This is a genomic window from Coleofasciculus sp. D1-CHI-01, assembly GCF_040218875.1.
Classification (GTDB): Bacteria; Cyanobacteriota; Cyanobacteriia; order Cyanobacteriales; family Coleofasciculaceae; genus Coleofasciculus.
On sequence record NZ_JAVJQP010000148.1, the window covers coordinates 1 to 19412 of the forward strand.

Genomic DNA, 19412 nt, shown 5'->3' on the forward strand with positions numbered 1-19412 from the left:
CTCTTGTTCACCCAATAAGTCGTCTAACTCTTCGCTCCCCTCTGTTTCTAGGATTTCCTCATCCCCAAATAGATCGGCGGCGGTGTCCGATATTTCTGGTTGCTCTATCTGTTGAGACTCATCAGTGAACCAATCTGCCTCTAAATCCTCTGGCTCAGCGCTCTCGGCTAAGGCTTCCTCCTCTTGTTCGCCTTGTTCGCCAAATAAGTCGTCTAAGTCTTCGCTCGGCGCTGTTTCTGGAGTTTCCCACTCGTCCCATACATCCGCTTGGGTGTCCGATATTTCTGGTTGTGGTGTCTGTTGAGACTCATCACTTAGCCAATCTGTCTCTAAATCCTCTACTGGGGCGCTTGAATCAAATGACTCCTCACCGTCTTCAGCAAATAAGTCGTCTAAGTCTTCGTTAGATGGAGCCTGTGGTGTTTCCCAATCGCCAAATAGATTAGCTGCTGATTCAGTTTCCGATGTCCACGGTTGTTGTGTCCCTTGAGATTCATCCGTTAACCAATCGATATCAAAATCTTCTACCTGTGCCGTTGAGCCTTGTGACTCTTCACCCTCTTCAGTAAAGAGTTCGGCGACATCTTCTGTTACTTCTGGCAGAATTTCGTCGCCTTGTTCCTCGAACAATGACTCCGAACTATCTCCATCCTTTTGGGCTGAAGTTGTGTTTTCATTCGATAACGCTTCATCCGTGGATGTGGGCAGTTCAACGATAGAATTGTTTTCTGGCTCAGTCAAGCTATCGACTGGTGTTGATTCAACTCCAGGTTCTAAATTAAAGAAATCATCGAGCGCCTCAAAATCGGGGAGATCTTCTGAGTCTTCCCAAGCTTCTTGATCAAAATCGTCGAGAGATGTTTCTTCAAAGGGATTGGATACATCCCCCGCTTCTGGTGTTGCTGATTCGATGTCGATTGTCTCAGCTTGATTGTTATTGTCTAACTGGTTTTCTAGATCTAAATCATTACTTTCTAGATAGTCTTCCAGATCTAAATCGTCCTGATTGACTGATTCTCCCAAGGTTCGGGGATTTTCCTCAGTGCTAGAAATTTCTAGCAGGTCATCAAAGTCAAAGTCTGACTCTGAGACTGTTTCATCGCCCTGAAGGGAGGATTGAGGAAAGTTCTCCTCTACATCAAAATCCTCAAGTTCGGAATGACTGAGAATTTCGGCTGACGAAGCTTCTCCTTCCTCGTCAAAGAAACTCTCACCAAATAAACCATTCAAGTCATCGTCTGAGTGACTCATCTGGTCTGAATCCTCTGAGCTATCTGACTCAAATAGTAGATCAGAAAAGTCATCGGTTAAGCTGGATGAGATATCAAAGGAATCCGATGATTCTTTTGAGGCTTGAGGATTTGCGATCGCGTCTGGGGCGAAGTCATCGCCTAACCCTTGCATTAACGCATCATCGGCTGTTGAATTCTCTAAATCCTCACTCTCCCCAATTAGATCCGAAAAATCACTCGAGTCTTCAAGATCCAGAAAATCATCTGAATCCGAGTTTAATGATTTATCGTTTAGGTTGATAACGTCTTCTTCTTCTTGCCAACTTTGATCTAAATCAGGTGTTTGAGTTTCAAAAATATCGGCTAAACTATTGAGTTCGGCAATACCCACTTCGGGTTCGCCCTGATCAGAGAGGGGAGAGATAGAGTTTGAGGATTGAACCGTCGAGAATTGGAGTTGATCGCGTCTAAACCCGCCGGTGCCGTTTGAGTCTTGGATATAGGTATCCTCGGCTTGGATATAGGTATCTCGACTATCGGGGAGATGGGTTGCTTCTTTTGGGTTTTGGTTAGATTCCTCGGTTGCAGAAGTGGGTTGAGGGGAAGAATGGGTGCTAGTATCAGATGGTGTTGCGTCTGGTGCAAGGGCTTTGAGTTGTTCACTGGGTACAATCTCGGCGGATCGCCCAGTCAGAACTAACTCTTGAGCTTGTTTAATTTCCTTAATGGTGACGCTAGCGAGTAAGCGGTAGGAATTTTGGGGATTCGCGATCGCACGTTTTGATATCTCTAATAGTTCACCCCACCCCGGTAAGTCCAATCGATCACCTAATTCGATCAACTGTTGGCAATGTTCTTGCAGGGCGTGGCGATGTTCGGGAGTATCCGACTGCTTATACAGTTGCAACATCTCCCGCAGTTCTACTAAGACATCTCGCTTAAAGGTGGCGGGCAAGGTTTTTGTTCCTTTACTAGAGAATTGAGAGGAGTTGGCTACCGAAAGAGTATCGCCAGCCGTTTGGGTGTTTTGGGCTAACTGTTGTAAATAGCTGTTGAGTTGCTCAAAGACAGGCTCAGCATCAGACATAATGGTGCTAGCTGTTTCGTCGGTCAAGCCATAAGATTGAAGCTGGTTTAACAGAGCGCTGAGGCTATCAAAAACTCGCAGCAACAGGGATTCTAACTGAGTATCTACTTGGATTGGAGTCTCTTGAAGGACTTTGAAGTAATCTTCTAGGCGATGGGCAGTTTGATGAATGCTATTGAGTCCTAACATAGCTGCTCCGCCCTTGACCGAATGAGCAGCGCGGAACATTTCGTTCAGCGTCTCAGTGTCTTCGATGGTGCTTTGCAGATTTAGCAAACCTTGCTCTATGGTATTGAGGTGGTCTTGTGCCTCCTCCATAAAGTAGCCCATGATTCGCTGTTGTTGTTCCGACTGCATAGCCATGTCCCTCAAAGCGTAGTAGTGTGGGGTATTTTGCTTCCCTAACTGCCCTGATTCAGTGCAGCGCTCGATTAAGGTTTACCATCAATAGTTTTTTTAATGTAGCTAATCTATTTCGGATTGACCTTAATTTATGGCGAATCAAACCTAGCTTTCCCCCTTACCCCCTCTGATTGTAGCATTGAGGTCTACCGACTCTTTTTCTCAATTCGTTTTTTATCCTTTGTCCTTTGGTATGCTGAAACCGACGCTCTAAAGGTTATCCTCTGCCTCTTCCCGATTTTGTTTTGCCAAGTTCCGTTGCTGCTGGGCAATGGCTTTTTGGTGAGACTGTTCACCCGTCCAATCCGCACCCCGTTGGTCTAACTCATTCAGCCAGGGTAATCGACCATACAGAATCAAGACATCACCCGGACAAATGTGAGTGTGTCCTTTCGGTGCGCCCACATAGCGACCATTCTCCCGTTGGATTCCCAGCACCACCACGCCTTCTTGTCTCAACCCCAACTCCCCTAACTCTCTATCTGCTAACCAATCGTCGGGTTGTACTTCCATCTCCATTACGGTGTAATCACCAGACAAACGTAGCAAACTGGTGTAATCTTGCACATTCAGCGTCGTCCAGCGGTGCAATGCCCAATTAATCAGTCGTGATAAATAACGGTCAATCCATTTACTCGTGGCTAAAACCCACAGCACTGCTAATCCTGTCCCCAATATCAGCGATCGCACTAGCCATTTCTGATTACTCGCTGTGTTCAAAAATGTCAAGATTAGGGATGAAATCGTGGTGATCACTCCCACATTCCCTAGCAACATCAACAGCATCAAGATGCGACGCCGTACCGGATGACTAACCACTTGTTCGGCTTCGTTGGTGGTAAAGCCTACCCCTGTAAACGCTGAACGAGCCTGGAACTTTGCCGATTCCCGTGACAGTCCGGTGAGTGCCAGCACTACAGTAGCAATGCGAGTAATGAGTAGCGATAAGCTTATCACCGTCAACAGTGAAATCAGTGCAGCCAAGTTTTACCTCCCCTAAGGTTTTTCTCAAAAGAACACGTTTGCTTTATTAATAAATAGTGTAATCGGATCTCTATCTAAAGAAAGTTGATTGAGTTATGGTTAAACCAATAAAATCTATTCGTTCAGCGCTAAATCATCGTCATTATTTTGCCCATTGCCCCTTCAAGAGGATTAGCGATGGACGAATATCGATGGTGAATATGCTAAGTTTAAAACGGATAATCTTGATTTATTTATTATGCATAAAAGGTCAATTATCGATATTTTATACTTTAAAATTATTATGATAGAACCAATTCATAAGCAACAGCAATCGCAGGGGTGGTCAAGAGAATTTCATCAGATTATTCGAGGTGCTTTTGGCGGATTTTTATTTGGCATTCCTCTGCTCTATACCATGGAGGTTTGGTGGATAGGTTCATATATTGAGCCTATCATCTTACTGGGGGTTCTGAGCATTACGTATATGGCGGTGTTTTTATTTAATCGCAGCGAAGGGTTTCGCAAAAGCAGCCGCGATGGGGTGGTTCATGCCGCTATGGAAAGTGTGGAAGCCTTGGCAATTGGCATTGTTTGTGCGACATTTATTCTAATTTTGCTGCGTCGCATTACCGGAGAAACTCCCATTGATGAAGCATTAGGAAAAGTAATTTTTGAGAGTGTACCATTTTCCTTGGGTGTGGCGATGGCGCGATCGCTACTGCCGGAACAATCGGCTGAATCTGACTCTAGCCAATACTTACAGCCGATCAAAAAACTGGCTTTTCGGACGATGATAGGTGATATTAGTGCTACCTTAATCGGTGCAATCATTGTCGCCTTTAGCATTGCCCCGACTGACGAAATTCCCACCTTGGCGGCGGCGGCATCACCCCCTTGGCTGTTGATCATTATTGCCGCATCCCTATTCATTTCCTACGGGATTGTTTTTGCGGCTGGCTTTGCAAACCAACGTCAACGTCGCCTCTTCAAAGGGATTTCACCAACTCCTATCGGGAAAACTATTCTCTCCTACTTGATTTCACTGCTAGCTTCGGCTTTAATGTTGTGGTTCTTCAACCGCCTTAGCTTGAGTGATCCGTGGTTTTTGTGGTTGCGGTATACACTGTTATTAGGGCTACCTGCCACTATTGGCGGTGCTGCTGGACGTTTAGCAATATGATATAGCAATCCTAAATAGGTTGTGAAAAATCAAAAAATAGAAAAAAGCTTTGAAACTCTTTCCCATTGCCCATGACACACCGAGCGTGTTACCGAGCGGAGTCGAGGTAAGCCGAGGTGTTCCCCATTCCCCATTCCCGAAAATTATCAGATTTTTGGACACGACTCAAATAGAATTGCTATATGAGTGATCAGTCTTCCGATCAAGCGAACTCCTCTCATCGTTCCCCGGCGGAGTGGGTCAGCTTTACAATTGCCCTGTTCATTTTAATTACAATTGTGGGACTGGTCACATTTAGAGGACTGGGTAGAGACAGTCAACCCCCTATCCTCTGTGTAACTATTAAACAAGTAGAAATTAGCCAAGTAGAAGGGCAATTTTATGTCCCCTTCGCCGTTACTAATAGCGGCGGTAAAACGGCGGAATCGGTTCAGGTGGTGGCGGAACTCACAACAGCAGCGGGAGTTCAAGAATCAGGGGAACAAACGATTAACTTTTTGTCCAGTGGTGAAATTCAAGAGGGAGCCTTTATTTTCAGCTACCCTCCCCAAGAGGGAGACTTAAAGGTACGGGTGGCTAGTTATAAATTACCATAAATTTATTTCCACTAAGCTACTTAGAATGGCACTGAAATAAGTATTTTTGGATCGCCAAAACTCTGAATATACTGTAGGGTGGGCAATGCCCACCCGCCTTAAGTCAGTACCATTTAACCTACTTAGGGGCTGCTGAATAAGTCTTGTGGTGGGGATAGGGAACGGGGAACAGGGAACAGTGAAGCTTTTGTTCCTAAATCCAAGGAGCATTATCCATCACAGCATTTAACATTTTCTGGAAGTTTTGACGGAACACTACGGCTAATAAACCACAGAATAGTGTAGTTGCTGCCATCACCCACCAAAAGTGAGTGACGTGCCATACACCGCCGAATAGGGCAAAAATAATTAGTCCAGCACCAGCGCCCCCTACAAACAGTAGAGTTGTTTCTTTAAAGGTACGTGGTTTTGATTCCATAGGATTACCTCCTGATCTGAATAGCACTCATTTTTTTACTATAACAAGGCGATCGCGATGTCAAGTTCCTCCCGCATGGCAGCAACTATCGCAGGTGTGACGGGAGCAAACCGTCGTATAGCATTGACATAGGGGTTGATGGTTCCCTCCGGAAAATGCATCCATTGCAGGTATTTGGCACGCAAGGGTGAACCGATTGGTGGCGCAAGACGACCTTCACCATAGCGTTCGATTAAATACTCTATAATTGCGCCCGCGTGATTTGCGCTCCTGGACGAAATGTTCCATCAGGAAATCCCTTGATGATATCGAGGTCTGCTAGCGCCTCAATGTAGTCATGCGCCCAATGCTCCGATGAGACATCCGTGAACACAGTTGTCTGAGCTTGAGCCGGGGTCAGCACAGTTAAAGATGCTGTTACACCAATTCCTAAGTTAAATAGTAAGTTTGAATTAGACAAAATTCCTATTTTGTGCATTTCAAAATGCTTGGGTTAACTAGAACCAATGAAATCCTGATTCATCGGACTTTTATAAACGTAACTAAAGCAATTTCGCCAACCTTCACCCGATTGGGTGAACGTATCGGGTGAATTAAGTTGCCCTGATATTAGGTTAATATGAGCAGAATCAAACAACAGATAAACACGTAAAAACTATGATAATATATTTGTCCGATAACCTAAGGTAACGTGAGCGGCAAGAGTAAGTTGTAAATTGTTTTATTCGGTATAATCATTCCGATACTGGGAGCATGACATGAACAAGGATGAACTGATTAGAGGTTATCAAGCGGGTCAAAGAGATTTTTCGGGTGTGGATTTAAACGGCGTGGCAATCAGCAATGTTGATTTGAGTGCTATAAACTTAAGCCATGCCAATTTGGGCGGAGCTAACTTGCATAGGGTAAATCTCAGTTATGCCAACTTAAGCCATGCCAATTTTATGGGGGGAGCAGACTTTGATCAGGTCAATCTTAGTTATGCTAATTTGAGTAATGTTTGCTTAGATCACACTCTGCTCAAAAATTCCTATCTAACTGGGGCAAATCTAAGTTGTATGTCTGCACTTCAATCATCTTGGAACAACTGCGATTTAAGTGGTGCAGATTTGAGTAACATTGATTTTGAGGAAGTCAACCTGTCAAGTTCTAATCTCAGCCAAGCTTCTCTGACTCACGCTTGCTTCTCCGTAAGTGTTAAGTTAAATGATGTCAACCTGAGCAAGGCTAACTTAACCGGTGCTAATTTAACGGGTGTTTGTAGTTTTATCAAAGTCAATTTGAGTGACGCCACACTCACACGCACTCTCTATGGCTCTTGTATTAATGCTGTAGTTGACGTTGACCTAACTCAAAAGGGAGCAATACTGATTGAGTCTGGGGCTGATTTGAGTGGTTTTGATCTAAGTTATTACATCAGTCATTTCCCAAATAATTTCCGCCTCAGCGTTATTGGGGGACTCAGTGAAGTTAACTTTAGTCATGCCAACTTGAAGGGTATCGATTTGAGTGATGAAGAATTAACATCAGCCAACTTTAGTTATGCTAATTTAGCTAGTGCCAACCTCAATGGTGCTGATTTAACTGATGCCAAATTATGTCATGCCAATTTAGAAGAGGCTGACTTGTCTTATGCCGATTTAAGCTATGCAAATTTACGGGATACTAACCTGCGAAATGCCAATTTAACCGACGTGCATTTCTGCAATACTATCATGCCAGATGGTAGGGTGAGAAATGATAACAGTGATTAAGCCTTTCATGAGAGTCATTAAACAAGGTGCAGGGCAAGTTTACTCCTCATCACTATTTCCCCAAAAGCAAATATATGAGTAAGTGGATGGACAAGTCGGTGGTATAATCGGATTGCCTTCAAGGTAAAGCCTCATCAGATTCGTTAATCCAGAAAGAGAGCTAATATCGGTGATTTGATTAAATCTGATGTCAATCCACTTTAGGTTTGTGAGTTGAACTAAAGGACTAACATTAGTAACTTGGTTGGAGTGAAGATCAAGTCCAGTTAGGTTGCTAAGGTTAACCAAAGGGCTGATATTGGTTATCTGGTTAGAGTTGAGATGAATCCACTCCAGATTTGTTAGTTGGACTAAAGGACGAACAGTCATGATTTGATTATTATTGAGGGAAATCCGTCTCAGATTCGTTAGTTCAGCTAAAGGGTAAATATCTGTAATTTGGTTGTTGTTGAGAGCAATATCTTTCAAGTTAATTAGCGCAGAAATAATCCGAAAATCGGTGATTTGGTTATGGCTAAGGTTAAAAAATTCTAGATTAGTTAGTCCAGACAGAGGGCTGATATTTGTTATTTGGTTATGACCAAGGTCAAGCCATTCTAGATTAGTTAGTTCAGACAGAGGGTTAACATTTGTTATTTGGTTACGACTAAGGTCAAGCCATTCTAGATTAGTTAGTCCAGACAGAGGGTTAACATTTGTTATTTGGTTATTGCTAAGGTCAACCTTCTTCAGATTCGTGAGTTCGACTAAAGGACTGACATCTGAGATTAAGTTAGAGCCGAGGTAAAGCGTTCTCAGATTCGTTAATCCAGAAAGAGGGCGTATATCCGTTATGTTTTGGATTCTGAGGTTAAGCTGAGTGCGGCTTGACAGATTATGATCGGCTTGTTCACAATTATTTGTGCCTGCCTTGTTTAACAGTACCGCCACTGTTTTTTTCGCTTCATCGGACAAACTCTCTTGTTGAAGACACCATTGTTTAAACGAACGACGTTGACTGGATAAGGCAGCTTGAGTAACACCTAATTTACAGTTGCCGAGTATCCACAAAGCCATTATTAGGGCAATTGCGCTAATTTTTTTCATCATTAATTAAAACTTAATTAGACTCCACCAGGGACGATATCCAGACAGCCTTCGATATAATCGACTTCGGGACGTTTCCCGATAATAATTTGAGTTACCTTAGTTCCATCTGTGGCAAACTTAAGGCGTAAATTCTGGTCTCTTTGGCTTTGGGGAACAAATGTCAGGAAATGACCCTGTTCGGAATTGGGTAAAGGATTCACTTGAAGCCGTTCCCCATAAAGAGATTTAACCTGGTTTTCTGTATCGCCAACCCTTGCTCCACTGACTGTTGTCGGGCGAGAATCTTTAATATCAATTCGGGCAATACGTCCGTTCCTGACCATAAAATTAGCATTAAGTCCTTCGGACAGTTGAGTAGGCTTATAGTAACTACAAACCGGATTAGGGTTTGAGCTAACAGGAATTAAATCAAATCCTGCCGCTTGTGATGCCTGGTCAACAGTCATGCCTATATTGACAGGTCCAAAACCATTAATCGCAATTTGAGAGAGGGGAGTTAGCTTCACGGGATTCGAGCCTTTTCCTAGACAAAGGTTATCCCCACTTTCATCACCAAAACAGTTTCCATTTTTGTCAAGTATTATTACATGACTAACCGTAGAAAATTGTTTAAGCGTTTTCTCAATGGCAGTTGTAGTTCGCACTGAATCTGCAATACCGTCGTGAATTATGTTTCGGCAGAATTGCAATTGAGCCACGCCATTATTGATCGAAATTGTCAAGTCTTGACCACAGTTAGACTCTCCAGTTAGCGGGGGAACGGTAGCAAGTCCTTGCTGTTTTTCTGAGGAGGTAGGACCAGCGAGAAGTTGGGCGATCGCAAATTGGGCAACTCCTTGACTAGATGGGGTTCGCCAAACCGATTTGACGTTGGTGGGATCTTGCGATCGCGCGATCGGAAAAAAGACTTTAACTCGACGTTGGACACGAGATTCCGTGCTGTCTGGGGATTGAGTTTCTGCTGAATTGGGTGCAGGGGATTCAGGTTGGGATAACTCGGTTTCGGAGACGTCAGATTCAGGTGGGGAAATTGGAGTTGAAACGTCACTCTGATTGGCAGGTTGTCCGCAAGCACTGAGTCCCACTAGAGAAATGAGTAACCATCCTAGTAAAGCAGAATAAGCTGGCTGTATTTTTTGAAATTTAGCTAAATATTGGCTGCTTTTACCTAAAAAATAAGTCATATTACCTAGAGATAATCAGCTAATGTGGAAAACTAAACTTTCTCATTGGAATAGCTTACTGTAGCATGATTTAGCAGCACCTAACTTCCCCCATTCCGTTCACCCAATCGGGTGAACCTTATCCAATCTTTAATACTGTAATGAAACGATCGTAGCCTTCCCATAGCTTCTATTTTCTGACAATTGGATGTGCGCGATCGCACTCAGGCTGCCCTTTGGGTACATCAAAACCTGCTGAGTTAAATTCCTAGACCAGCGTGGCAGAAATAACCCGCCAGCCTAGCAGGGCTGTTTCCTTCTATCTACTAACTAATGATAAAGGATGATTATAAAATAAGAGGATGCGATCGCATTGCCGTTCCTCTCGCCATTGTTCAATCGTCAGCAAAATTTCTTGTACCTGGGGAGTAATATCGGATACTGAGCGGGGTACGGGAAAGGCTTCAGTTACTGCATATCCAGCCGTTTCCAAGGAGGGAATAACTCGCGCCCCCACTCCTGCGATCGCTAATTGTTCCGGTGACACATCTTGCTGATCCAGGTGTCTCTTCTTTCATTTCATAGGCGAATCTTAAGCAGGCTGACTGACTTAAAAATTTTTCGAGCTGCTCTTGGTCAGTTTCTGTCAAGTCTTGATTGTTTTTGAGCAGTAAATATTTACTGCCTTTAGCTGTCACTCCCACGCAGCGACGAATTTTGTTTAAGGTATTATTGACGAGTTTCATTACATGAAATCTATCAATGACCACTACGGCATTGGGAAAAGTTTCCTTGATGACCTTCGGAAATTCTGCCCACATATCAACACTGACTTCCGTGACTTGCGCCCTTACTTCAATTGGTTGCTGTTTGAGAGTTTCAAGAATATCTTGCTGCTTATGGCTGTCGATAACTTCTAGGAGGCAAGCCCGTTCAACATCACTCACTACAGTCACAAACTCCCTAGCTCCCTTGCGCTTGCTAACTTCATCCATACTTAACCGTTTGACGCAACCCCAATCTTTTTTTTTAGGCTGTTGCTGACCCAGTTAAAGATGCCTTCAACCTCATCAGCAGTTAAATCTTCTTCCCGACTTACTTGTTTAATATTGCTCATCAAAACCCGCTGGTAAGATACCTTTTAGGGCGAGTTTGTTAAATTTACACTCTTTATATCAGAAAAAACTTACCCCCCCAAAGCCAGGATAGCTACCCCCTTTATAATTTAGTCCGCGTAGGCGGACTACCCTTCGGGAAGGCTTCGCATACATTTGTGTAGCTGCGATTTCAATCGCCTCCTCTTTGTTTGTGTAGCCTTCAACTCCTAATGTAAAGTTTTGTATAAATTTGGAATAGTCCCTGCTTAATCCTCGTTTCTAGTAATAACCGAGAGACAACCCGGTTAATCACTAAGTACAGCGCGGCGGAAATCAATTGATCAGTCAAGCATTACTGACAAAGCAATGTGAATTTCTCGGAAGCAGTACTCAATTCTGATGTTCTATTAAAGGAGTTTCAAGCGAATGGCTGTATCCACAGTTGTGTCTACGTTCGAGCTTTTGGTTAAACCCCTAGTGCAGCCGGCTGCTGACATATTAGGGGCGGGTCGGACTATTATCCAGGGTTACTTTTTGACGATCTCTAATCTCAATAGCAGTAATCCTGTCCGACTGCGAGTCAATTTCACCGCTCAGTCTCCCAACCTAAACAGCCAACCGCTACTGGCATTTTTTGATGTCGGGGGTTCAAATAGTCCATTAATTCCAGGGTTTTCAAATGCAACGAACCAAACCTATTTTATATCCCTTCCTCCACGCGATACAGGGTTATTTCTTTTACAACCCAATGTCACCGACCGAAATGTTGTTGCCGCCGCAGATACTGAAATACGTGGATTTGTCACGCTTTCCTTAGCTAATTTATTTGGTTCTAACTCCTTTGACTTGTTGCTGACTCCTCAGCAACGGGGAACATTCTTGCCGCAAAACTTTCCCACAGACAACGTAGACTTTGACCAACTTGCTTATGCGCTGCCCACAGCTACAGGCGGTTCTAAAGTTACGCTCACTCAGTTTCAATTCCCAATTTTTCCGATACGGCAACTTCCCCCTGAAATCCTTGAGCTTGACCCTGGTTTAGCCGAAATTATCCGAGAAAATCCTGATCGGGTTAATCTTACTCCCCCGAATCTGGGCAATGGAGTAATTTCCGAAACAACCGATAGCTTGCAACAGGTTTTAAGCACGATGGTGGAACTGATTAGTGAGTTAGAAACCCAGACTACAAACCGTTAAATTATCACAAATTAACCTGGCATTGAGTCTATGTCAACCTAACTACTGTTTAATTTAACAGGTATTATCTCTTTTGACAGGGATACGATTGCTGGAAGTGAGCAAGACATATTTAAAGATGAGGAACAGAGAAGAAATAGTGATGTGCTGTGGCTGATCGAGTATTTGAAGCAGGGCAAGTTTCCCTTACTGCATCAAGAACTATCAGGTAAGCATTTAGCACCGCTGGGAATTCAAGTTGGGAATTATGTTATTGGAGTAAATCCACTCAGTCAATTTATTCAAAGGATTCAAAATAGACCGCTTGAAAGAGTAGTCATCCAGTTTATGGATAAACTCAGCATGCGAGTATAATAACTTGATCAATGATCCGATTTTAGGTAGGGAGGCAATAAAAGGTTGTTCCCTACTTAGCTAATTCATAAAAATAGACTATTGTGTTATTGTCTATGGTCAATTATCGTTAAAATCATTAGACTTGATCCAGCGCTGACTTTAAAAAATAACTAAAAACCCAAATAATCTAGCCTACTGTTGGAACATAATTATAGTCATCTTTAGATGACTTGCGCTATAAGCCAAGAACTTGAGTTCTTGGCGCTTGATGCTAGAATAGATAGAATTTAAGGACAGTCGAGGCGGGTTTTACCAATAACATTGCTTCAGAAAACCCTTAACTTCACTCAACACGGCGTATCGATATGACAACCCAACTGAAAGCCCAAGCACTATCACTGCTGCGCCAAGCTCTCAATAATCCAACTGCTCAATTTCGGGATGGACAATGGGAAGCCATCGCTAGCATAATTTTAGCGCGATCGCGGCTTCTGGTTGTACAACGCACAGGCTGGGGGAAAAGCATTGTCTACTTTCTCGCCACTCGCTTGCTGCGAAATAGTGGTGCAGGTTCCACTCTGCTGATTTCACCCCTCCTGGCGTTGATGCGAAATCAAATTGTAGCTGCTGAACGGATTAATATTAACGCCGCCACGATTAACTCCAGTAATTCCAAAGAATGGGAACAGATTAACACTCAATTACAAGCAGGAATTATTGATATTCTCCTCATTTCTCCCGAACGACTCGCCAATGAAGACTTTCGCCAAAAGATTCTGTTACCCATCTCCCAACGAATTAGCTTATTTGTTGTCGATGAAGCCCATTGTATCTCCGACTGGGGACATGATTTTCGACCCGACTATCGACGTATTGTCCGCGTTTTACAAGCGCTTCCTCAAACCATTCCCGCCCTCGCCACAACCGCTACAGCAAATAACCGTGTGGTTAACGATATTATTACGCAACTGGGTGCAAAATTGCTGGTGTCCAGAGGTACTCTTACCCGAAAAAGCTTACAATTACAAACCATTAAATTACCGAGTCCCGCCGCGCGTATGGCGTGGTTAGCTGAACAGCTGCCAAATTTACCCGGAAGTGGGATTATTTACGCATTAACTATCAAAGATACGGAACGAGTTGCCCATTGGCTAAATCAGCAAGGGATTCATGCTCAAGCCTACCATGCAGCTCTAACCCATGAACAGCGTTTAACCTTAGAAGACCAACTAATTGACAATCAAATTAAGGCTTTAGTCGCGACAACCGCTTTAGGAATGGGATTTGATAAGCCGGATTTAGGATTTGTTATCCACTACCAGCGTCCGGGTTCTGTTGTCCATTATTATCAACAAGTCGGACGAGCGGGGAGAGCGGTAGAACAAGCTTATGGTATTCTGCTCAGTGGGGATGAAGATCAGGAAATTACGGATTATTTCATTCAAACTGCCTTTCCGCCAGAGGCTCATGTTCAGGAAGTTTTAAATGCGTTAGAACAAGCCGAAGATGGATTGTCTTTTCCCCAAATCGAGCAGCATCTGAATCTTTCTAATGGACAAATTAAGAAGGTGTTGAAACTGTTATCCCTGGAGTCCCCTGCACCCGTCACCAAGCAAGGCTCTAAATGGTATGCGACGCCCGTATTTTATCAACCGGATACAGATAAAATAGAACGGTTAACCCAAATTCGTCGCCAAGAACAAGCTCGTATGTTTGACTATATGAATAGTCGAGAATGCTTGATGACATTTCTCGCCAGAGAATTAGATGATCCCCAGCCCACACCTTGCGGGAAATGTGCGGTATGCTTGGGTAGACCGTTATTACCTGAAACCTATTCCCTAGACCGAGTGAATCAAGCGATTCAGTATCTTCGTCGCAGTGACCAAATTATCGAACCCCGTAAACAATGGGCATCTAAAGCCCTTCCTAGTTATGGGTTTTCTGGCAAAATTCGCGACAATTTACGCGCTGAACCCGGACGAGCATTATCACTTTGGGGGGATGCAGGTTGGGGAGAATTAGTTAAACAAGGGAAATACCATAATCATGATTTTGACGACGCCTTGGTTCAGGGTGCATTTGAGATGATTCAACGTTGGCATCCCCAACCTTTTCCCACTTGGGTAACTTGTGTTCCTTCCTTACATCATCCCCAACTTGTCCCCAATTTTGCCCAACGACTCGCCCATCAATTACAACTACCCTTTCAGCCAATTGTGCAGAAAGTTCACCAGAATCAGCCACAAAAACAGATGGGGAATAGTTACCAACAAGCCCATAACCTCGATGGTGTGTTTGACGTGAATTCTTGGCAAGGGATGAAGGGGGCAGTATTCTTAATTGATGATATGGTAGATTCACGTTGGACATTCACAGTTATTGCTGCACTTTTACGTCGGGCTGGAAGTGGTCCAGTTTTTCCGTTAGCATTGGCACTTAATTCGTTAGCGTAGGCAAATTAGAAGATTATGGATTACCATCTGCTGTCACCCAATACTCAAGCCACTTTATTATTGTGTGCCAGCTTTGGAGAAAATCGCCAAACTGAACCCAAACCCTTAACCCTGAGCGAGTATAATACGGTAGCGAGTTGGTTGCGGGAAGAGCATCTGAATCCAGCGGATTTGCTGGATCAAACGCTGAAAAATCGCTTATCTCAAATTACGATTGGTAAGCTGGATTCTCATCGGTTAGTCACGTTACTTGAGCGCGGTGTCATGCTCAGTTTAGCGGTGGAAAAGTGGACGAATCAGGGGTTATGGATAGTGGGGCGAGGTGACGCTGACTATCCTCAATGTCTGAAGCAAAGATTGAAACATAATGCACCCGCGATTCTCTATGGAATTGGTAATAAAGAGTTGCTTGCTCAAGCAGGGTTGGCTATCGTTGGTTCTCGTGATGTTGATCAAGACGGACTCAATTATACTGAAAGAGTTGTCCAGACATGTGCGGAACAAGAAATTAATGTGATTTCTGGTGGAGCGCGTGGGGTAGATCAAGCGTCAATGTTAGGTATAGTAGCAGCAGGTGGGAATGCTGTGGGTGTACTTGCGGATAGTTTAACGAAGGCGGCTGTGGCGAGTAAGTATCGTGCTGGAATTAAAGAAGGTAGACTGACATTAGTGTCTGCGTATGACCCCGACGCGAGTTTCAGCGCGGGTAATGCTATGGGGCGAAACAAGTATATTTATGCGTTAGCTGATTATGCGTTAGTGGTTAGTTCTGCTGTTGGTAAAGGTGGAACCTGGGCGGGGGCGACTGAGGTGTTGAGAAAGGTAAAAGATGTCCCGGTTTTTGTGCGGATGCAGGGAACTGTACCTGAAGGAAATTATAAATTGCTGGAAAAGGGAGGGATCGTTTTTCCAGAAGCACCTTGGAATAAACCGTTGCGTACACTTTTAGATGCAGCTATAGCTGAGATTGAAGAAAGCAAAGTTGATGGGGAAGTAATAGAGTCTGATAAATCCTTAGCCGGAGATGATTTAGGCGGAGATAAAACGATTTCCATTAATTTACCCGCTAAAGATATTTATGAAGCGGTTTTACCTTTTATCCTCAACCAGTTAGAGCAACCTCAAGATGCGAAATCTCTGGCTGAATCGTTGCAGGTACGAAAAGGACAGATGGAGGATTGGTTAAAACGAGCGGTGCAAGAAGGGAAAGTAATTAAGCAGAAGAATCCAGTGATGTATGTGGTGAATAAGGAATTTAATTTATTGTCTTTGCTGGAACTGGAAAAGAAGGATTCTGGATAAGGCTAAGGTGACACGCCCGCCCGGAGCCCGGAGTTCAAACTCCGGGCTAATAACTTAAGTCCATTAAAATGGACTAGAACTCTTATCCAGGAAAATTTAATCATAAGGGCGGGTTTTGTTGCTCAGTTATCTGTGACAAGCTAAATTAGTGGCTAAACCCGCCCCTACAATTGACTGATTACGTCTTGTAGCTGTTAACTGTGATTCCTAGATTGACGCTATAGGATGGCTAGGGAAGTGACTGAGATTTTGTAGAGGGCTAATGGCTGAGTTTACTTGAATTGGCAAAGGTTTTCAAGTAAAATAATTTATATCAATTTTTCATGTTGGGCTATTTATGCATATTGATGAATTACATATTCAAAATTTTAGATGTTTTCAAGAGATACATTTTAAGTTTCCACCTGACAATACAGCTATACTTATTGGACTAAATGGTTCAGGCAAGTCAGCTATATTGGATTGCATCGCTGCTCTTTTGATTCAACTAAGAATACAAATACTGGGAATAGAAGTAATGAATTTTTCAGGACAAGATACTGTTCATAAAATGATAAATGAACGGTTGCCTATAACCCTAGATGATATTAACAAAAAAGCTCGGGTTTTAAATGTGAATATTACTATTGTATTGGATTTAAACCAAAAAATATCTTGGCATATACAAAAAAGCATAAATCGGTCTAAAGATTTGATCCATAACAATCAAATGAGTGATTATATAAATAGATTAAGACTACAAATACAACCACAAAGTAACGTAAATTTTCCCTTATTAGCCTATTACAGAACATCTCGAATGCTTTTAGAAACTAAATCAATAAATGTAAATAATTTAGATAGTAAACCCCCTGATTGTACTATCAATCAATTGAATGCTTACTGGGGGTCATTTAATGCTGGAATAATTAAATTTAAAGATTTTTTTATCTGGTTCAGACAAGAAGAGGACTACGAAAATGAAATTCGCTTGCGCCAAGATAATGCATATAGGAATCCAAATTTAGAGGTAATAAGGAAGGCAATAGAAGTATTTTTAGCAGAGTTTCCCGATAGCGATTTTCATGACCTGCGGGTAGTTAGATCAAAATCCCAAAGAAATCTTGATTTTACTCGCAACCCTGCCCCCCCTTCCTTAACAATCACCAAAAATAATCAGGACTTCAAATTAGAGCAACTCTCAGATGGAGAAAAGATGCTGTTAATGTTGGTGACTGACTTGGCGCGGCGATTGGCAATTGCTAATCCCGGCTTAGGAGTTAATGCGTTGGAAGGCGAAGGTATTGTTTTAATTGACGAAATTGATTTACATTTGCATCCCCAATGGCAAAGAATCGTAATTCCCAGCCTGACCCGTACTTTTCCGAATTGTCAGTTTATTGTGACAACTCATTCGCCTCAAGTTCTGAGTAACGTGAAACGAGAAAATGTATTTATTTTAGAAGATTATCAGCTTGTTGAAGTAACGCCTCATACCTATGGCAGAGATAGCAATTCAATTTTATATGAATTGATGGGGGTGAAAGAACGCCCCAATCAAGTGCAGGAGAAAATCAATGCTTGTTTTGCTTTGATCGATGAAGAGAAAATAGAGGAGGCTAAAATTAAACTGCAAGAACTCGCTGAGTTACTGGGAGAAAATGACCCGGAAGTTGTTCGGGGGCAAACGTTGATTAGTTTTTTGACTGACTAGCATGAAGCATATTGTCAAAGCGAACGAACCCCGCTCATTAGTAGAACACCGTTCACCTCGCTTGTTGCGAAAATCTTTGACTTTTTTGAATTCTTAAATTAGGCGAGTAAGCATGAGTTTTTTGAAATTGAAAAAAGTGAGCTTTTCTTAATTTTACCGGGAAAAGTTCACTTTTATTTTAAAGATTCCCCCGGACTTTGAAAACCCCCTGCTTTTTAAGGGGGGAACAGGAATCCGCCTCAATTGAATAGTCGATGAAATAAGCTCAATCGTCGGATATCCGTACTCAATGTCGTATTATTCCTACAATTTGTCGAAGTAACACGCCAAAACTGGGGGTAAACCACACCGGAAAGTTACAGATAAATTTGCCAAGATTAAATTGGGAGTCGAACAAGCTTTTTAGCAGAAGTATCGAAACCGAGTTAATCAAAGCGATGAGGAATAACTATGTCTGAATCTACTAAAGAACGCATCACCACTGATTTTAAGAAAGCTAAGTCCCTAGAAAGGGAACGGGCAGAACGAATTCAAGCAATTGTTCAAGAGGCGTTCTCGAAAAGTTTTGCTGAAGTGAAAGATGGAACGGGTGAAATTCGCGGGATTATTCAAGAAAATTTATCGGAGATTTTGGCAAGGGCAGATAAACTAGATAACGAAAACGGGGAAGCCACGCCAAAAACCCCTGGGCTTCGTTCTAAATCTATGGTTATCGCTGTCTCCAAAGCGCTTAAAAGCCGCCTGTTTCCCTATTTGCGCCAAGCTTATATGGATTTGCGGCATCACTATGCTAAAATGAATAGCCACGAAGTTAATCGTGATAGCAACTGGACTGAAACTGAGCGCAGTCGCTATGAACGGTTGAAACAGCGCTTAGAGAATTTTGCCGCTTGGTACAACCAGTTAAAAGCACAATCTAAAACGGTAGAACCTAGTGTTGTAGAATACAAGCAAGCTGAGTTTGAGAATAAGATAGGTGAAGCTGGTGCAACCGTGGCACAAAGGGAACAACAGGTTAAGCAACAGTTTAAGCAATGGCTGCAAAGTTGGTAGTAAGGGCTTTAGCCTGTACAATAGCTCACAAGCCCTGAGGAAAAACTGGGCAGGATTTACCGTATTCAACTGAGCCGGAATGTTGGTAAATAAGTTTGTAGTACGGGCTTTAGCCTGTAAAATAGCTCACAAACCCTGAGAACCATTTGGGCAGGATTTATCGTATTCAACCGAGCCGGAATGTTGGTGAATGAGCTAAAGCCCTGAACTAAAGTTCGGGCTAAAAGCTAAAACCCGTTAAAACGGGTTTCCCGGATTTCTCACCACAATTGCCCAAAGGCTCATACACCCTGGATTAACCGTAGAATAAGGCTTTCAACACTCTGTCAAAATTCAGTGTCGGTCAAAAATGCTCGAAACCTACTCCAGGTAAAGGTTTCGACGACTCAGA

At 42.9% G+C, this 19412-nt stretch carries 17 protein-coding genes; 8 read left to right on the top strand and 9 right to left on the bottom strand.

Annotated elements, in window-relative coordinates; genetic code table 11:
* Positions 1-2676, bottom strand: a 2676-nt coding sequence (locus RIB93_RS26015; protein ID WP_446377107.1) for an Hpt domain-containing protein, incomplete at its 3' end; no start/stop codon positions are given.
* A gap of 255 nt (positions 2677-2931) precedes the next feature.
* Complete coding sequence (locus tag RIB93_RS26020) at positions 2932-3705, bottom strand: TrkA C-terminal domain-containing protein (protein ID WP_446377109.1); 774 nt, start codon at positions 3703-3705, stop codon at positions 2932-2934.
* Between the two features lie 283 nt (positions 3706-3988).
* On the opposite strand from RIB93_RS26020, the gene RIB93_RS26025 reads away from it, so the two are divergent.
* Both RIB93_RS26025 and RIB93_RS26030 read left to right on the top strand, forming a co-directional pair.
* Positions 3989-4867, top strand: coding sequence for a TIGR02587 family membrane protein (locus RIB93_RS26025; protein WP_446377111.1), 879 nt, complete (start codon positions 3989-3991; stop codon positions 4865-4867).
* Between the two features lie 182 nt (positions 4868-5049).
* Complete coding sequence (locus RIB93_RS26030) at positions 5050-5463, top strand: TIGR02588 family protein (protein WP_446377113.1); 414 nt, start codon at positions 5050-5052, stop codon at positions 5461-5463.
* Positions 5464-5656: 193 nt separating this feature from the next.
* On the opposite strand, the gene RIB93_RS26035 is transcribed toward RIB93_RS26030, so the two are convergent.
* From RIB93_RS26035 to RIB93_RS26045, 3 genes are read right to left on the bottom strand one after another with little or no spacing between them, the layout of a single operon-like run.
* Positions 5657-5881 (bottom strand): hypothetical protein, encoded by a 225-nt coding sequence (locus RIB93_RS26035; protein ID WP_446377115.1) that lies wholly within the window; start codon positions 5879-5881, stop codon positions 5657-5659.
* Between the two features lie 38 nt (positions 5882-5919).
* Positions 5920-6066 carry a hypothetical protein gene (locus RIB93_RS26040; RefSeq protein ID WP_446377117.1) on the bottom strand — a complete coding sequence of 49 codons (147 nt, stop codon included), beginning with the start codon at positions 6064-6066 and terminating at the stop codon, positions 5920-5922.
* A gap of 56 nt (positions 6067-6122) precedes the next feature.
* Positions 6123-6341 (bottom strand): S-layer homology domain-containing protein, encoded by a 219-nt coding sequence (locus RIB93_RS26045; protein ID WP_446377119.1) that lies wholly within the window; start codon positions 6339-6341, stop codon positions 6123-6125.
* 298 nt (positions 6342-6639) lie between these two features.
* Between RIB93_RS26045 and RIB93_RS26050 the strand changes: the two genes are divergently transcribed.
* Positions 6640-7635 carry a pentapeptide repeat-containing protein gene (locus tag RIB93_RS26050; protein ID WP_446377121.1) on the top strand — a complete coding sequence of 332 codons (996 nt, stop codon included), beginning with the start codon at positions 6640-6642 and terminating at the stop codon, positions 7633-7635.
* Between the two features lie 39 nt (positions 7636-7674).
* Here the strand turns inward: RIB93_RS26050 and RIB93_RS26055 are convergent, their stop codons facing one another.
* The 4 genes from RIB93_RS26055 to RIB93_RS26070 all read right to left on the bottom strand — a co-directional run bounded on the left by RIB93_RS26055 (position 7675) and on the right by RIB93_RS26070 (position 10882).
* Complete coding sequence (locus RIB93_RS26055; RefSeq protein WP_446377123.1) at positions 7675-8724, bottom strand: leucine-rich repeat domain-containing protein; 1050 nt, start codon at positions 8722-8724, stop codon at positions 7675-7677.
* Between the two features lie 14 nt (positions 8725-8738).
* Entirely contained in the window at positions 8739-9908 is a 1170-nt protein-coding gene (locus RIB93_RS26060; RefSeq protein ID WP_446377125.1) for a hypothetical protein, read from the bottom strand.
* Positions 9909-10206: 298 nt separating this feature from the next.
* The gene (locus RIB93_RS26065) at positions 10207-10380 is read right to left on the bottom strand and encodes a hypothetical protein (RefSeq protein WP_446377127.1); all 174 of its coding nucleotides are present in this window, start codon (positions 10378-10380) and stop codon (positions 10207-10209) included.
* Positions 10352-10882, bottom strand: coding sequence for a transposase (locus RIB93_RS26070; RefSeq protein WP_446377129.1), 531 nt, complete (start codon positions 10880-10882; stop codon positions 10352-10354). Before RIB93_RS26070 ends, RIB93_RS26065 begins: the two co-directional genes overlap by 29 nt.
* A 528-nt stretch (positions 10883-11410) precedes the next feature.
* Between RIB93_RS26070 and RIB93_RS26075 the strand changes: the two genes are divergently transcribed.
* From RIB93_RS26075 to RIB93_RS26095, 5 genes are all read left to right on the top strand, one after another.
* Positions 11411-12181: a hypothetical protein gene (locus RIB93_RS26075; RefSeq protein WP_446377131.1), complete on the top strand. Its 771-nt coding sequence runs from the start codon at positions 11411-11413 to the stop codon at positions 12179-12181.
* 701 nt (positions 12182-12882) lie between these two features.
* Complete coding sequence (locus RIB93_RS26080) at positions 12883-14973, top strand: RecQ family ATP-dependent DNA helicase (RefSeq protein ID WP_446377133.1); 2091 nt, start codon at positions 12883-12885, stop codon at positions 14971-14973.
* Positions 14974-14988: 15 nt separating this feature from the next.
* Positions 14989-16275, top strand: coding sequence for a DNA-processing protein DprA (locus RIB93_RS26085; protein WP_446377135.1), 1287 nt, complete (start codon positions 14989-14991; stop codon positions 16273-16275).
* A 337-nt stretch (positions 16276-16612) separates the two neighbouring features.
* Complete coding sequence (locus RIB93_RS26090; protein ID WP_446377137.1) at positions 16613-17968, top strand: AAA family ATPase; 1356 nt, start codon at positions 16613-16615, stop codon at positions 17966-17968.
* A 450-nt stretch (positions 17969-18418) separates the two neighbouring features.
* Positions 18419-19021 (top strand): hypothetical protein, encoded by a 603-nt coding sequence (locus tag RIB93_RS26095; protein ID WP_446377139.1) that lies wholly within the window; start codon positions 18419-18421, stop codon positions 19019-19021.
* Positions 19022-19412 lie beyond the last annotated feature (391 nt).

Bases quoted from the DNA above. Each gene is read 5' to 3' on its own strand.
- RIB93_RS26025 (WP_446377111.1), top strand. From the start codon at position 3,989: ATGATAGAACCAATTCATAAGCAACAGCAATCGCAGGGGTGGTCAAGA.
- RIB93_RS26030 (WP_446377113.1), top strand. From the start codon at position 5,050: ATGAGTGATCAGTCTTCCGATCAAGCGAACTCCTCTCATCGTTCCCCG.
- RIB93_RS26035 (WP_446377115.1), bottom strand. From the start codon at position 5,881: ATGGAATCAAAACCACGTACCTTTAAAGAAACAACTCTACTGTTTGTA.
- RIB93_RS26050 (WP_446377121.1), top strand. From the start codon at position 6,640: ATGAACAAGGATGAACTGATTAGAGGTTATCAAGCGGGTCAAAGAGAT.
- RIB93_RS26055 (WP_446377123.1), bottom strand. From the start codon at position 8,724: ATGATGAAAAAAATTAGCGCAATTGCCCTAATAATGGCTTTGTGGATA.
- RIB93_RS26060 (WP_446377125.1), bottom strand. From the start codon at position 9,908: ATGACTTATTTTTTAGGTAAAAGCAGCCAATATTTAGCTAAATTTCAA.
- RIB93_RS26070 (WP_446377129.1), bottom strand. From the start codon at position 10,882: ATGGATGAAGTTAGCAAGCGCAAGGGAGCTAGGGAGTTTGTGACTGTA.
- RIB93_RS26075 (WP_446377131.1), top strand. From the start codon at position 11,411: ATGGCTGTATCCACAGTTGTGTCTACGTTCGAGCTTTTGGTTAAACCC.
- RIB93_RS26080 (WP_446377133.1), top strand. From the start codon at position 12,883: ATGACAACCCAACTGAAAGCCCAAGCACTATCACTGCTGCGCCAAGCT.
- RIB93_RS26085 (WP_446377135.1), top strand. From the start codon at position 14,989: ATGGATTACCATCTGCTGTCACCCAATACTCAAGCCACTTTATTATTG.
- RIB93_RS26090 (WP_446377137.1), top strand. From the start codon at position 16,613: ATGCATATTGATGAATTACATATTCAAAATTTTAGATGTTTTCAAGAG.
- RIB93_RS26095 (WP_446377139.1), top strand. From the start codon at position 18,419: ATGTCTGAATCTACTAAAGAACGCATCACCACTGATTTTAAGAAAGCT.